The 13846-nt window shown below is 67.9% G+C and carries 12 protein-coding genes and 1 pseudogene; 10 read left to right on the top strand and 3 right to left on the bottom strand.

Annotation, left to right across the window (positions count from 1 at the left end):
• Nucleotides 1-40: 40 nt before the first annotated feature.
• Nucleotides 41-304, bottom strand: coding sequence for a phosphopantetheine-binding protein (locus EPN59_RS05165; protein ID WP_293033496.1), 264 nt, complete (start codon nucleotides 302-304; stop codon nucleotides 41-43).
• 589 nt (nucleotides 305-893) lie between these two features.
• On the opposite strand from EPN59_RS05165, the gene EPN59_RS05160 reads away from it, so the two are divergent.
• Genes EPN59_RS05160 through EPN59_RS05115 form a run of 10 tightly spaced genes read left to right on the top strand, consistent with a single transcriptional unit; the run spans nucleotide 894 to nucleotide 11483 of the window.
• A complete protein-coding gene (locus EPN59_RS05160) occupies nucleotides 894-1550 on the top strand; it encodes a hypothetical protein (RefSeq protein ID WP_293033460.1) in 657 nt (218 codons plus the stop codon).
• 38 nt (nucleotides 1551-1588) lie between these two features.
• Nucleotides 1589-3490 (top strand): AMP-binding protein, encoded by a 1902-nt coding sequence (locus EPN59_RS05155; protein ID WP_293033458.1) that lies wholly within the window; start codon nucleotides 1589-1591, stop codon nucleotides 3488-3490.
• A complete protein-coding gene (locus EPN59_RS05150) occupies nucleotides 3487-4482 on the top strand; it encodes an acyl-CoA synthetase (RefSeq protein WP_293033456.1) in 996 nt (331 codons plus the stop codon). The genes EPN59_RS05155 and EPN59_RS05150 overlap by 4 nt, the downstream gene beginning before the upstream one ends.
• Complete coding sequence (locus tag EPN59_RS05145) at nucleotides 4479-5150, top strand: outer membrane lipoprotein carrier protein LolA (RefSeq protein ID WP_293033454.1); 672 nt, start codon at nucleotides 4479-4481, stop codon at nucleotides 5148-5150. Before EPN59_RS05150 ends, EPN59_RS05145 begins: the two co-directional genes overlap by 4 nt.
• Before the next feature lie 36 nt (nucleotides 5151-5186).
• Nucleotides 5187-7709, top strand: coding sequence for an MMPL family transporter (locus EPN59_RS05140; RefSeq protein ID WP_293033494.1), 2523 nt, complete (start codon nucleotides 5187-5189; stop codon nucleotides 7707-7709).
• Nucleotides 7706-8689 carry a polysaccharide deacetylase family protein gene (locus tag EPN59_RS05135; protein WP_293033452.1) on the top strand — a complete coding sequence of 328 codons (984 nt, stop codon included), beginning with the start codon at nucleotides 7706-7708 and terminating at the stop codon, nucleotides 8687-8689. The genes EPN59_RS05140 and EPN59_RS05135 overlap by 4 nt, the downstream gene beginning before the upstream one ends.
• On the top strand, nucleotides 8686-9894 hold the full coding sequence (locus EPN59_RS05130) for a beta-ketoacyl-[acyl-carrier-protein] synthase family protein (RefSeq protein WP_293033450.1): 1209 nt from the start codon (nucleotides 8686-8688) through the stop codon (nucleotides 9892-9894). Before EPN59_RS05135 ends, EPN59_RS05130 begins: the two co-directional genes overlap by 4 nt.
• Nucleotides 9895-9901: 7 nt before the next feature.
• A complete protein-coding gene (locus EPN59_RS05125) occupies nucleotides 9902-10729 on the top strand; it encodes a beta-ketoacyl synthase chain length factor (protein ID WP_293033448.1) in 828 nt (275 codons plus the stop codon).
• Entirely contained in the window at nucleotides 10726-11229 is a 504-nt protein-coding gene (locus tag EPN59_RS05120; RefSeq protein WP_293045639.1) for a hotdog family protein, read from the top strand. Before EPN59_RS05125 ends, EPN59_RS05120 begins: the two co-directional genes overlap by 4 nt.
• A complete protein-coding gene (locus EPN59_RS05115; RefSeq protein WP_293040822.1) occupies nucleotides 11226-11483 on the top strand; it encodes a hypothetical protein in 258 nt (85 codons plus the stop codon). Before EPN59_RS05120 ends, EPN59_RS05115 begins: the two co-directional genes overlap by 4 nt.
• 66 nt (nucleotides 11484-11549) lie before the next feature.
• Here EPN59_RS05115 and EPN59_RS05110 read toward each other — a convergent pair whose 3' ends face one another.
• Together EPN59_RS05110 and EPN59_RS05105 are read right to left on the bottom strand one after the other, a co-directional pair.
• Complete coding sequence (locus EPN59_RS05110) at nucleotides 11550-13088, bottom strand: FAD-dependent oxidoreductase (RefSeq protein ID WP_293040821.1); 1539 nt, start codon at nucleotides 13086-13088, stop codon at nucleotides 11550-11552.
• Nucleotides 13089-13183: 95 nt separating this feature from the next.
• Nucleotides 13184-13342: pseudogene (locus tag EPN59_RS05105) on the bottom strand (UTP--glucose-1-phosphate uridylyltransferase); the annotation flags it as partial.
• Nucleotides 13343-13846: the final 504 nt, after the last annotated feature.

The following is a 13846-nucleotide window of genomic DNA, read 5'->3' as shown; positions in this document are numbered from 1 at the left end:
CCATTTGAGGTGCTCCCCGTGTGAACGACGTGCAGTGTGCTCAGCGCGTGCGATGCGCGGCGATATACGCGCTCAATGCGCCGAGCGTCGCAAAAATCTTTTCGTTATCCGGATTATCTGAACGCAATTCGAAGCCATATTTCTTCGAAATCAGCAGCGCAATTTCCAGAATGTCGATGGAGTCGAGTCCGAAACCGTCGCCGTACAGCGGCGTGTCGGCCGATACGGTTTCCGGCTGGATGTCCTCCAGGTTCAGCTCGCTGATCATTAACGTAGCGAGTTCCTTTTCCAGTTCATTCATGATGCTTGCAGACGGGAATTTTGTGCGAGGGCGCGTGGGCTGCGCAGCTAACCCGGCATTCAGCCCCCACTTGAATAGTATATTTTGGGAACGCTAAATTTGCGTGCATTCTAGCCGAAGGGATATGGCCCGTATAGCGCGAATGGTTACAGACAGTTCGATTCTTTCCCGCGCCGGATGTTCTGGCGCAGATGTACGGAACGCCTCATCCAATGGCAGCCAATACGGGCTCCTCCGGCAGGCGGCCCCGCTGTCTTTCGGGCGATATCCCATACAAAACGTTACAAAATCCGTGCCCGCCCGGTAGTCTCCCCCCCTCGCGGCACTCTAAAATGTGGCCGCTGATACGCACCGGCCAACCCCCGCCGAAAGCCTTTCGTATGGTTCGATGGTTTGACCCGACGTCTCGCGGATCGGTCTAACCCATACCAACCGATTCGAACCGGTTTCGACGTCCTGCCCTGACGTTTCCAGACATGCAGCACAATTTATCCGTTTTTCTACTGGCAAGCCCTTCCCTCTGCCGCAGCCCGTCGCACTGCGGCCGGAAGGACGCCGTGCGGCCGGCGCCGACGCGCGCCGAGGCAACCCGGTGCGCGCGCTGAAGCCCATCGCGCGCGGCGGGGCCGCGTTCGCCGGATTGCTGGTCTACGAGGCCGGCGCGCACCATGCGGCCGCCACGCCGGGCGAACACGGCTTCGGGCTCGCGCTCGTGCTTGCGCCGCTGTTCGTGATCGCGTTCTCGGCTGCGGCGCGCTCGAAGCGGCGAGGCTGGCTGCTGCCGCTGTGGGCACTGGCCTGCGCCGCGCTGTGGTTCGCGCGCGAGCCGCTCGCGCAGCACTTCGCGTGGGGCCTTTATCTGGAGCACGCCGGTTTCAACCTGGCGCTCGCGCTGGTGTTCGGCAGCACGCTGCTGCCCGGCCGCGAGCCGCTGTGCACGCAGTTTGCCGCGATGATGGACGGCTCGCTCACGCCGCCCGTCAAGCGCTATACGCGACAGATCACCGTGGCGTGGACGCTCTTTTTCGTCGTGATCGCCGCGATTTCGACGGTGCTGTTTGCGACGGCGCCAATCGTCGAATGGTCGACGTTCGCCAATTACTTCGCGTTGCCGCTCGTCGGCGTCATGTTCGTGGCCGAGCATGTCTGGCGCCGCTTCGCGCTGCCGGACACACGCCGCGCGGGCATGCTGGATGCTGTCAGGGCATATCGGCGGACGATGGCGCTACGCGCGGGCCGGGCGCCATGATGTCGCCGCGCCCTCCCGCAACCGTTTCTGCTGACGTCATGTCGAGTTATCCGCTGCTATTTCACCCGGCGCCTGGCCGGACAATCGCCTGGCGCGATGGCGCGCCGGTATCCGTGCGCACGTTCCTCGCGGATGTCGCCCGCCTCGCCGCCGCGCTCCCGCCCGGCGGCCACGTGTTCAATGTCTGCGTCGACCGCTACCGGTTCGCGGTCGGCCTGTGCGCGGCGCTCGTAGCCGGCAGGATCAGCCTGCTGCCGTCGACGCAAACGCCGGAAATGGTGCGCCAGCTGGCGACGTTCGCCCCGGATACGTTCTGCCTGCACGATGCCGCCGACTGCACGATCGACTTGCCGCGCTTCCGGTTTCCGGAGCCTGGCGCGTCCGATGCGCACGACGACATCGCCGTGCCGCAGATCGACGCGGCGCAGGTCGTCGCCTACGTCTTCACGTCGGGCTCGACCGGTACGCCGGTGCCCCATCGCAAGACGTGGGGATTGCTCGTGCGCTGCGTGCGGGCCGCAGCCGAACGGCTCGGCCTGGCGACCGGTCCGGATGCCGGAAAGCACACGCTGATCGGCACGGTGCCCGCGCAGCACATGTACGGCTTCGAATCGACGGTGCTGCTCGCGCTGATCGGCGGCCTCGCGTTCAGCAATCGCCAGCCGTTCTACCCGGCCGACGTGCGCGCCGAACTCGAAGCGGTGCCCGCGCCGCGCGTGCTGGTGACGACGCCCGTTCATCTGCGCGCGCTGCTCGCCGCCGACCGGGCGCTGCCGGGCGCGTCGCTGGTGCTCTCGGCCACGGCGCCGCTCCCGCCGACGCTCGCCCGCGAGGCCGAGGCGCGGCTCGCCGCACCGCTGATCGAGATCTACGGCAGCACGGAAACCGGCCAGATCGCCACGCGCCGGACCGCGCAGGGCGATCCATGGCACCTGCTGGCGGGCGTGCGCCTCGACACGAGTCCGCAGGCACACGGTGACGGGCAGGACGACAGCGCGAGCGACGAAGTTGGCAATGAAGCGTGCAACGACGGCGGCCCGTGCGCCTGGGCGTCGGGCGGCCACATCGAAGAACCGGTGCCGATGGGCGATGCCATCGAATTGCTGGACGACAGCCATTTCCTGTTGCACGGTCGCAAGACCGACCTCGTGAATATCGCGGGCAAGCGGACCTCGCTCGCGTACCTGAACTATCAACTGAACGCGATCCCCGGCGTCGAGGACGGCGTGTTCTACATGCCGGACGAAGCGCCGTCGCAAGCCGGCGCGGCTGCCGACGCTGCGGCGAAGTCGGGCGATCACGCGGGCAACTGCGCTGACATCCCCGCGTGCGGCGGACCGGTCGCGCGCCTGGCCGCGCTGGTCGTCGCCCCGCAACTGAGCGCCGCCGATCTGCTGCACGCGCTGCGCGAGCGCATCGATGCGGCGTTCATGCCGCGCCCGCTGCGGTTCGTCGACGCGCTGCCGCGCAACGCGACCGGCAAGCTGCCGCGTAACGTGCTTGCAATGCTCGTCGCACAGCGCCCGAACGAGGCACAACCCGAAACAGCGCCGCCGCAGCGACACGCGGCCTGTAACACCGCGCACACCGCGCCGCTCACGTTCACGATTCCCGCCGGCCATCCGGCCTTGCCCGGCCACTTCCCCGGACAACCGATCGTCCCCGGCGTGGTGTTGCTCGATCACGCGCTCATGGCGATCGGCGCGGCATTGAACCGCTCGTTCGACCGGTGCCGCATCAACTCGGCAAAGTTCCTGAGCCCGGCGGCGCCGGACGAAACGCTCGATGTCGGGTTCGAAAGCACCGCGAGCGGCGCGATCCGCTTCACGGTGAGCGCCGGTCAGCGCGAGGTCGCAAGCGGCGTGCTGTCCGCGCCGAACGCGCCGGACGCGCCGAACGTGCCGGACGCAACCCAGGCCCACGGAGCGGCACGCGCATGAAGCTCAACGGATGGGCCCAACACAAGGAGCGCAGCAATCTCACGCTGCTGCGCGTGATGACGTGGCTCTCGCTGCGCTTCGGGCGGCGTGCCGGCCGCCTCGTGCTGCACGCAATCGCCGCGTATTTCTTCCTGTTCTCGCCGCCGTCGCGCAAGGCGTCGCGCTGTTATCTGCGCCGCGCGCTCGGCCGCCCGGCAACATGGCGCGATGTGTACCGGCACGTGTTCACGTTCGCATCGACGATTCACGACCGCGTCTATCTGCTGAACGACCGTTTCGACCTGTTCGACATCCGCGTGCGCGGCGAAACGCACGTCGTTGACGCACTCGTTGGCGGACGCGGCGCGTTCCTGGTCGGCGCGCATCTCGGCAGCTTCGAAGCGATCCGCGCGGTCGGCCGCACGCAGCCGGACCTGCGCGTCGCCGTCACGATGTACGAAGACAACGCGCGCAACATCAACGCGATCCTCGCGACAGTGAATCCCGAGGCGAGGCCGGAGGTGATCGGCCTCGGGCGCGTCGACGCGATGCTGAAGGTGAGCGAGGCGCTCGACTCCAACACGATGGTCGGCATACTCGCGGACCGCTCGCTGCTGCGCGACGGCGGCTCGTCGACGCAGACGATGCCTTTTCTCGGCGCCCCGGCCGCCTTCCCGGTCGGGCCGCTGCACATGGCGGCCATGCTCAGGCGCCCGGTGATCTTCATGACCGCGCTGTACCGCGACGACAATCGCTACGACATCCACTTCGAGCCGCTCGCCGATTTCACGGACGTGCCGCGCGAGCGTCGCGCGGCCGAGGTGCAGGCGGCCCTTGCGCGCTATGTCGCGCTGGTCGAGCAGTGCTGCGTCGCCGCGCCCTATAACTGGTTCAACTTCTTCGATTTCTGGCAGGAGGCCGACGCACGCCGCCATGATGAAGTCACCCGCGAAATCACGCGCGAAGCCCCGCGCACGCGAACCGTCATGCCACGCGTGACCTCCGACACATGACGCCGATGCAACGCCCTCTCCCCGTGCGCGCGCGCTTTGCCACCGCTGCGGTTGCGCTGTCGGCCGTTGCCGCCGCCGTCTCGCTCGCCCTCCCGTGCGGGGCCGTCGCGGCGGCCCCGGCCAACGCCCCGGACGCATCTAACGCCCCTAACGCCTGGACGCTCGACCGGCTGATGGCCACGCTCGCGCAAAACCGCTCGGGACACGCGACGTTCACCGAGACCAAGTACCTGTCGATTGCATCGCGTCCGGTGGAATCGTCGGGCGAGCTGATGTTCGCCGCGCCGGATCATCTGGAAAAGCGCACCCTCAGCCCGACGCCCGAAGATCTTGTGGTCGAGGGCAACCGCGTGACCGTCGCGCGCGGCGGCCATCGCTACACGCTGGCGCTCGATCAATATCCGGAGGTGGCCGCGTTCATCGAGAGCATCCGCGCGACGCTCGACGGCAATCGCTACACGCTCGAACAGCTGTACAAGGTTGCGATTGCGGGCCAGGGCGATGGCTGGACGCTGACGCTCACGCCGCTCGACGCACGCATGCTGAAGGTCGTCAGCACGATCACGCTCGACGGCACGCGCGACCAGTTGCAGTCGGTGACGATCCGGCAGGCCGACGGCGACCATTCGGTGATGCGTCTGCGAGACGCATCGGCCCGTGCCCGTTAAGACCGGCCCGGTCCCCGCTCAGGTTCGCCAATCATGATGCTGCAGAGCCCGCCACGTCTCACCGCGCATCGACGCCTGCGAGCGTTGCTGGAGCGGCGCGCCGTGCTGCTGTGGCTGCTGTGCCTCGCCGCGTGCGGCATCGCCATCGCTCACGCGCGCTTCACGGCGGACTTGTCCGCATTCCTGCCGCGCTCGCCGGATGCCCGCCAGCAGGTGCTGGTCGATCAGTTGCGCGACGGCTTGCCCTCGCGGCTGATCCTCGTGGCGATCGTTGGCGGCGCACCGAATGACAGCGCCGCCAGCGCCGCGCGCGCAACGCTGTCACGCCAGCTGGCAGCCGCGCTGCGCCACGATCCGCAGTTCGTGTCGGTCAACAACGGCGAGCCCGTGAGCAACGCGCGCGATCAGCAGTTCATCTTCGATCACCGCTACCTGCTGAGCCCGGCGGTCACGCCCGCACGCTTTTCCGCCGCCGGACTGCACGACGCGCTCGGCGAGAGCCTCGAGCTGCTCGCGTCGTCGGCGGGGCTCGTCGAGAAGGCGTTGCTGCCGCACGATCCCACCGGTGAAGTCGCCGCGCTCGTGAGCCAGCTCGACAGCGGCGCGCTGCCCGCGTCGAGCCACGGCGTGTGGGCATCGCGCGACGGGCAGCGCGCCGTGCTCGTCGTGCAGACGGCGAGCGCCGGTTCGGACACCGATGCGCAGGCCCGTGCGATAGCCGCCGTGCAGCATGCGTTCGAGGCGGCGACGCGAGCGCAGCCGGATGCGTCTGAATACCGGCTGCTGATGACGGGCCCCGGCGTGTTCTCGGTCCAGACGCGCGACGCGATCCGGCATGACGTCGAGCATCTGTCGTCGATGAGCCTCGTGCTGGTGGTCGCGCTGCTGCTGACCGTCTACCGCTCGCCGCTTACGCTCGCGCTCGGGCTGCTGCCGGTGCTGTCCGGCATCGCGGCCGGGCTCGCGGCGGTGAGCCTCGCGTTCGGCACCGTGCACGGCTTGACGCTCGGCTTCGGCACCACGCTGATCGGCGAGGCGGTCGATTACTCGTTCTATCTGTTCGTGCAGTCCTCGAATGTCGCCGGGGCGGCTTCGACGCGCGTATGGATCGAACGCTACTGGCCCACCATCCGGCTCGGCGTGCTGACCTCGATTTGCGGCTTCGCCTCGATGCTGTTCTCCGGCTTTCCCGGCCTTGTCCAGCTCGGGCTTTATTCGCTCGCCGGGCTGACGGCGGCGGCGGTCGTCACGCGTTTTGTGCTGCCGTCGCTCGGCAGCCACCGCCGCGCCGTGCGCGACACGTCGCGCGCAGGCGCGGTGCTCGCGCGCGCATTGCGGTTCGCGCCGCGGCTGCGCTGGCCGTTCGGCGCGCTGCTCGTGGCGGCCATCGCGGTGCTCGCGATGCATCGCGGCAGCCTGTGGAGCCACGAACTCGCCGCGCTGAGCCCGGTGCCCGCGCAGAGCCTGGCGCTCGATACGAGTCTGCGCGCCGACGTCGGCGCGCCCGATGTGCGTTTTCTGGTCGTGATCCCCGGTGCGAGCGAACAGGCCGTGCTCGAAGGCGCGGAGAAAGTGTCGGCGCAGTTGCAGCCGCTGGTCGATGCCGGTGTGCTCGCGGGCTTTGAAAGCCCCGCGCGCTTCCTGCCGAGCGACGCAGCGCAGCGCGCGCGCCAGGCCAGCCTGCCGGAAGCCGACGTGCTGACCGAACGCATGCGCACGGCTGTCGCGAACCAGACGATCGACGTGAAACCGGATCTGTTCGCGCCATTCATCGCCGACGTGAGCCGCGCGCGCCAGCAACCGCTGTTGCGCCGCGCCGATCTGCAAGGCACCTCGATGGCGCTCGCCGTCGATGCCCTCTTGAGCGAGCGCGACGGGCACTGGAACGCGATGCTTTCGCTGCGCACGCCCGCGCCAACGGGCGCGAACGCTGCTGATGTCGCGAACGCCGCGCAACAGCCGAGCCTCGACGCCGCGCGGATTCGCGCCGCCGTCGCGAGCGCCGGGGTGCCTGGAGCGCTGTTCGTCGACCTGAAAGCCGAAGCCGACCGCCTGTATGTCAACTACCTGCGCGAAGACCGGCGTCTCGCTCTCGCGGGCTTCGTGGCCATCGCGGCCCTGCTGCTGGTCGCGCTGCGTTCGCCGCAGCGTGTCGCCCGGACGCTGGCGCCGCTCGTCGCCGCCGCGCTGGTCGTGAGCGCCGGCCTCACGCTCGCGGGCACGCCGTTGACGCTGCTGCACCTGATCGGCATGTTGCTGATCGTCGCCGTCGGTTCGAACTACGCACTGTTCTTCAACAAGCCCGCCCAGGCAGCCGATGGCGCGCCGACGATCGCGCCGCAAACGCTCGTCTCTTTGCTGATCGCGAATCTCGCCACGGTGGCGGGCTTCGGGCTGCTGTCGCTGTCCCACGTGCCGATGCTCGCGAGCTTCGGGCTGACCGTCGGCCCCGGCGCGATCCTCGCGCTGCTGTTCTCGGCGATTCTCGCGCCGACGGCCGGGCAAACCGCCAGACAAACCGCAGTGCAAAAGGCAGGCCGCAACGGAGAGGCAACATGAACAACCCGTCGCCGACTGAAGCCGCCGTCGCCGCAACAACGCCCGGTATCGCGCGGCGCTGGCGGCCCACGCCGCTGATCGCGGGCGCGTCGGCGCTGCACGTCGGCGCAGCGGCAGCCGTGGCATTCGTCCCGGCAACGTGGCCGTGGGCGGCGGGCAGTGTGATTGCATCGCATCTCGTGCTGGTTGCGGCGGGACTGTGGCCGCGCAGCGCGTTGCTGGGACCGAACTGGACCGTGCTGCCCGAACACGCCGCCGGCCAGATCGCGCTCACCATCGATGACGGCCCGCATCCCGACGTGACACCCCGCGTGCTGGATCTGCTCGACCGCCATGGCGCACAGGCGACGTTCTTCTGCATCGGCGACGCGGCGCGCCGCTACCCGCAGTGGATCGAAGCGATCGTCGCGCGCGGCCACGCCGTGGAAAACCACAGCCAGCAGCACCGTCACCATTTCTCGCTGCTCGGCCCCGGCGCGCTGCGGCGCGAAATCCAGGCCGCGCAGAATACGCTGGCCGAAATCAGCGGAGTCCGTCCGCTGTTCTTTCGCGCTCCGGCGGGACTGCGCAATCCGTTCCTCGAGCCGGTGCTGTGCGAACTCGGTCTTACGCTGGCGAGCTGGACCCGGCGCGGCTTCGATACCCGCACACGCGAGCCCGCCGTCGTGACCGAACGCCTGCTGCGCGGACTCGCGCCGCGCGACATCCTGCTCCTCCACGACGGCAACGCAGCGCGCGACGCGCGCGGCGAACCGGTGGTGCTCGGCGTGCTGCCCGCGGTGCTCGAAGCCGCCGCTGCAGCGGGCTTGCAGTGCACGACGCTGCGCGCCGCACTCACGTCCGCCACGCTCGCTGCGCAACCGGCCAGCCCCGCCGGAACACGCGTCGCGCCAGACCGGCTTGCTAATATTCAAAGCGACGGCACCCGCACGACCGGGTGCCCGACGCCTCACACCAGCCACGGGAATCGACGACGTTGAAACCGCTCCTGCTCACGCACTTCACAGCCACGAGCTGCCTCGGACGGGGCCTCGACGCCACCCTCGCCGCGCTGCGCGCCGGGCACGGCGGCCTCGCGCGCTGCGACTTCGAGGACGTCAATCTCGACACCTGGGTCGGCGCGGTTGCGGACGTCGATGCACAACCGGTTCGCGCCGATCTCGCCGACTTCGAGTGCCGCAACAACCGCCTCGCGCAGATCGGTCTCACCCAGGATGATTTCGCGGGCCGCGTCGAGCGCGCCGTCGCGCGTCATGGCGTCGGGCGCATCGGCGTGTTCATCGGCACGAGCACGTCAGGCATCCTGGAAACGGAACGCGCCTACCAGCGGCGCGACCCGGCAACGGGCGCGCTGCCCGCCAGCTTTCACTATGCCGGGACGCACAACACGTACTCGGCAGCCGCTTTCGTGCGCGCGTATTTCGGGCTGCGCGGCCCTGCGATGGCCATTTCGACCGCTTGTTCGTCGGGCGCGAAGGTCTTCGCGGCGGCGCGCCGGATGATCGAAGCCGGTCTGATCGATGCAGCCGTCGTCGGCGGCGTCGATTCCCTGTGCCTGACCACGCTGTACGGATTCAATTCGCTCGAACTGCTCTCGCGGCAGCCGTGCCGGCCATTCGACACCGCACGCGACGGCATTTCGATCGGCGAAGCGGCGGCATTCGCGCTGCTCGAACGCACGAGCGATGCGCCGCTCGCCGACGACGCCATCCTGCTGCTCGGCGTTGGCGAGTCGAGCGACGCGCATCACATGTCGTCGCCGCATCCGCAAGGGCTGGGCGCGCGCATGGCGATCGAACAGGCGCTGGCGTCGGCGGGCCTCGACGCGAACGCCATCGACTACATCAACCTGCACGGCACGGCCACGCCGAGCAACGACGCTGCCGAAAGCCGCGCCGTCACCGCGCTGTTCGACGGCACGCCGTGCAGCTCCACCAAGGGCGCGACCGGCCATACGCTCGGCGCGGCGGGTGCGCTCGAAGCGGTGCTTTCGGCGCTCGCCTTGCGCGATCAGCGGCTGCCCGCCGGCATCAACACCACCCAGGTCGATCCGATGCTTGCGCCGCTCGACTACGTGTTGACGAGCCGCGCTGCGCGCGTGGGCGTCGTGCTCAGCAACTCGTTCGGCTTCGGCGGCACGAATTGCAGCCTCGTGCTCGGCCTCGCCGGGCACGCTCACCTCTGAGTTCGCCATGACCCGACTGAGCGCATTCATCGAAAGCGTCGGGCTGCTCGGGCCCGGACTGAATGACTGGCCGCACGCGGCCCAGGTACTCGCGCAACGCGCAGCCTACGCGAGCGCTCCCACGGCGCCGCCGCCGCCCGCCTGCCTGCCGGGCGCCGAGCGCCGCCGCACCGGCGCGGCCGTGCGCGTCGCCCTCGCGGTCTGCCAGGAAGCCGCGGCCGCAAGCGCGCGCGACCCCGCCACGCTGGCGAGCGTGTTCACCTCATCGGGCGGCGACAGCTACAACTGCCACGCCATCTGCGAAGCACTCGCCAGCCACGACCGGCATTTCTCGCCGACCCGCTTTCACAACTCGGTGCACAACGCGCCGGCCGGTTACTGGGGCATCGCATCAGGCGCGATGGCTGCGTCCACTGTGCTGTGCGCGCACGACGGCAGCTTCGCCGCGGGCCTGCTCGACAGCCTGTGCCAGGTCGCGGTGGATGCGACGCCCACGCTGCTGGTCGCCTTCGATACCGACTATCCGGAGCCGATGCGCGCCGTGCGGCCGATTACGGGGATGTTCGGCGTCGCCATGGTGCTGGCGCCGCAAGCTAGTGCACGTTCGCTGGCGCGCATCGAGGTTCAGCTCACCGATGCGCCATCCACCGTCCTCGCAAGCGAGGAACTGGAGCAGTTGCGCGGGGATATTCCTGCCGCGCGCGCATTGCCGCTGCTCGAAGCGCTGGCAACGCAGCGTCGGGCGAGCGTGGTGCTCGATTACCTGCCCGACACGCGCTTGCAGGTCGATGTCGTGCCGTCGGACGTGGCAGGAAACAGCGCGCGCGCATCATGAAATCGCCGGATACGCCACTCGCAACGCTACCCGTGCCGCTCGGCCGCGACTGGATTGCCGCGCACATCCCCCATGCGGGCTCGATGTGTCTGCTCGACGAAGTCGTCACCTTCGATGACGAACGCATTCGCTGCACCGCCACGAGCCACCTGAATGCAGCCAATCCGCTGCGCGCGAACGGGCGGCTTGCGGCGGTCTGCGGGATCGAATACGCGGCTCAGGCCATGGCGGTGCACGGCGCAGTGCTTGGCGCCATGCCAGGCGCGGCGCGCGAGCGTCCGCGCGTGGGCTACCTCGCCAGCGTGCGCAGCGTCGAGGCCTGCGTCGAGCGGCTGGATGACCTCGACGCGCCGTTGACGATCGAGGCCGAGCGCGTGAGCGGTGACACGCATACGATTCTTTATCGCTTCGCGATCCACTGCGGCGCTCGCCTCATCCTGGCGGGCCGTGCGGCCGTGATGCTCGATGCGAATGCAAACCCGAAAGGAACCACTGCATGAAAATCCGGAAAATCCTGCTGACGGCCGCGGTCCTCGCATCGATGAGCCAGGTCGCGCACGCCGATCTCCACGAAGTCGGCCACGATATCAAGACCACCACGGTCAGCGCGGGGCAGAAGGTGGGCCATGCTGCGCGCGACGCCGGCCACGCGACGGCCCACGCCGCGAAAACCGTCGGCCACGGCATTGCGGATGCATCGAAACATGGCTATCACGCCGTCAAGGACGCATTCCACAAGCACGACACCAAATAGCGCATAGCGCACCACAGATGGCGCACCAGCCGGCATCGCTGCGGCGTCAAGGCGAAGCAACGCGAATCAGGACGAACCGCGCTCCATCTCGACTTCGGCCCGCAGACTATCCACGTCGCGGTAAATCGACGCTACCGCGATCACACGTCCGGCTCGCTTGTAGCGCAGCACGCAGTCGCGCGCCGCAATACTGCCCTCGACCGAGAGTTCATCCCAGCTTTCCGCGTGCCCGACGTAGTTGATCGGAACGTCGTAGTGCTGGCTCCAGAAGAACGGCACGGAATCGAATTTCTCGTGTCCGCCGATCAGGTTCATCGCTGCGGTTTGCCCCTGACGTTGCGCGACGACCCAATGCTCGACGCGAATGTCCGCGCCGCTGTGCGGATCGGGCCAGCGCGCGATATCGCCCGCAGCGAAGATGCCGGGCACACTCGTCTGCAAGCAGGCATCGACCACCACGCCACGGTTGATCGCGAGGCCGGCTTGCTCGGCCAGCGTCAGTCGCGGCCGCACGCCGACGCCGGCCACGACCAGGTCGGCCTCCACGCTGCCGCCCGCTTTGAGCGATACCCGCTGCGCGTCGATGGCGTCGACGGTGTTCTCCAGATGAAACACAACGCCGTGTTCCTCATGCAGCTGCCGCACGAAATCACCCATCTCCGGGCCCAGCACGCGCTCCATCGGACGCCGCTCGGGCGCCACGACGTGGACCTCGAGTCCACGCGTGCGCAATGACGCCGCCACTTCCAGTCCGATAAAGCTGGCTCCGATCACGACCACGCGCCGTGCACTCGCCGCGCGAGCGATGATGGCGCGACTGTCGGCCAGCGAGCGAAGCGTATAAACGTGCGGCAAATCCATGCCGGGGATCGGCAAGCGAATCGCTTCGGCACCGGTCGCCAGCAACAGGCGATCGTAGGGCACCCTGCTGCCATCCGCGAGTTCCACTTCCTGCGCGGCGACGTCGAGGCGCACGGCGTTGGCCTTCAGCCGCAAATCGATGCGTTGATCCGCGTAGAAGGCATCGTCGCGAAGCCAGACCCAGTCCTCGGGCGCGCTGCCGGCCAGGTAGTCTTTGGAGAGATTCGGACGGTCCACGGGCGCTGCATCGTCGTCGCTCAGCATCGTCAGGCTGCCTGCGTAGCCGAGCCGCCGTAGACGCTCGGCAGCAGCGAAACCCGCCGCCCCTGCGCCGACGATGACGATCTTCTGCGGCGCGCCAGCGGGCACGGATACGGAACTGGCGGCTGGCGCCAGCTTGTGCAGCACAAAGACCTTGTCGCCGCGAATGGCCGTGGACCAGCACGCGACAGGACTCAGCGCCGGCGCGCGCACCGCCTCGCCCGTACGCAGGTTGAAGCATGCGTGATGCCATGGGCACCGCACCGTGTCTCCGACGATCAACCCTTCGGAGAGCGGCCCGTGATAGTGCGTACAGGCCGCATCGACCGCGAGGAATTCATCGCCGACCCGCGCGATCATGACCGCGTCGTCACCGACATGGCCCGCCAACACGCCAGTTGTGCCGAACGATTCGAGGGACACGCCCTGGGCCAGGTCGGGACCGTTTTCACTTCCGTTTTCACTTCCTGTTTCACTGCTCACGCGAACCTCCACGATTCAATGGTGCAACGTGCCCCGCGCGCGGACTGGCCGGGCGGCGCCTGCCGCGCCCTCGCACGCATGTGCGCCGCCAACGCGCGCGCGTAGATACATTCGACCTCGGGTGGCTTGATGCGCTGCACGAACTCGACGAGGCTTTGACTGCCTCGTGCTCTTAAAACGTGTTCGACCTCGTACGATTTGTCGAAATGGTCTTCAATCACACGTTTTCCGCGCCCCGTCACGAATATCAATTCTGGTCGAGCCAGACGCAACGTTAGCCAACTTCAAACCAGTTCTGCCCGCGAGACCTGCGTTCATTGTAGAACTAGCGTCGACGCGAAGTGAGCACGTTCGATGCGACAGGTCGCGCTCGCGGATTTCCTGCTGGAAGCGCGCGAGTTCGTTCTTTAGCGCACCGTTCTCAGCTTCGGTCGCGGCTTGCGCCTGCTCCAGGTCGTGGATGCGGACCTGCGCCGTGCCGCATCCGCTAATTCGTTCATCGCGTGCGGTGGCGAACTGTCCTTCAGTGGCATCGTGATCTGATGGGGTTGTGCGATTGCGTAACCTGCACCCTCGTTGCAATCTCGCCCGCGTGCCAAAAAACAGACACGCGTGAATAAATATCGAAATGAGTGCACGAAAGGTGCATGCTGGTACGCGCGATGCTGCGTAGTTGTTTAGGGAAACGAGCATTTCTCCACTACGCTACGCAGCGACGTGCCACAACCGGGCGCCCATGCGCAAAACGAGTCGAAGAA

It is taken from the genome of Paraburkholderia sp., from assembly GCF_004298475.1.
In the GTDB taxonomy this organism is placed as follows: domain Bacteria; phylum Pseudomonadota; class Gammaproteobacteria; order Burkholderiales; family Burkholderiaceae; genus Paraburkholderia; species Paraburkholderia denitrificans.
This window is presented reverse-complemented; position numbering and strand designations above follow the sequence as displayed.

Bases quoted from the DNA above. Each gene is read 5' to 3' on its own strand.
- EPN59_RS05155 (WP_293033458.1), top strand. From the start codon at position 1,589: ATGTCGAGTTATCCGCTGCTATTTCACCCGGCGCCTGGCCGGACAATC.
- EPN59_RS05150 (WP_293033456.1), top strand. From the start codon at position 3,487: ATGAAGCTCAACGGATGGGCCCAACACAAGGAGCGCAGCAATCTCACG.
- EPN59_RS05145 (WP_293033454.1), top strand. From the start codon at position 4,479: ATGACGCCGATGCAACGCCCTCTCCCCGTGCGCGCGCGCTTTGCCACC.
- EPN59_RS05140 (WP_293033494.1), top strand. From the start codon at position 5,187: ATGCTGCAGAGCCCGCCACGTCTCACCGCGCATCGACGCCTGCGAGCG.
- EPN59_RS05135 (WP_293033452.1), top strand. From the start codon at position 7,706: ATGAACAACCCGTCGCCGACTGAAGCCGCCGTCGCCGCAACAACGCCC.
- EPN59_RS05125 (WP_293033448.1), top strand. From the start codon at position 9,902: ATGACCCGACTGAGCGCATTCATCGAAAGCGTCGGGCTGCTCGGGCCC.
- EPN59_RS05120 (WP_293045639.1), top strand. From the start codon at position 10,726: ATGAAATCGCCGGATACGCCACTCGCAACGCTACCCGTGCCGCTCGGC.
- EPN59_RS05115 (WP_293040822.1), top strand. From the start codon at position 11,226: ATGAAAATCCGGAAAATCCTGCTGACGGCCGCGGTCCTCGCATCGATG.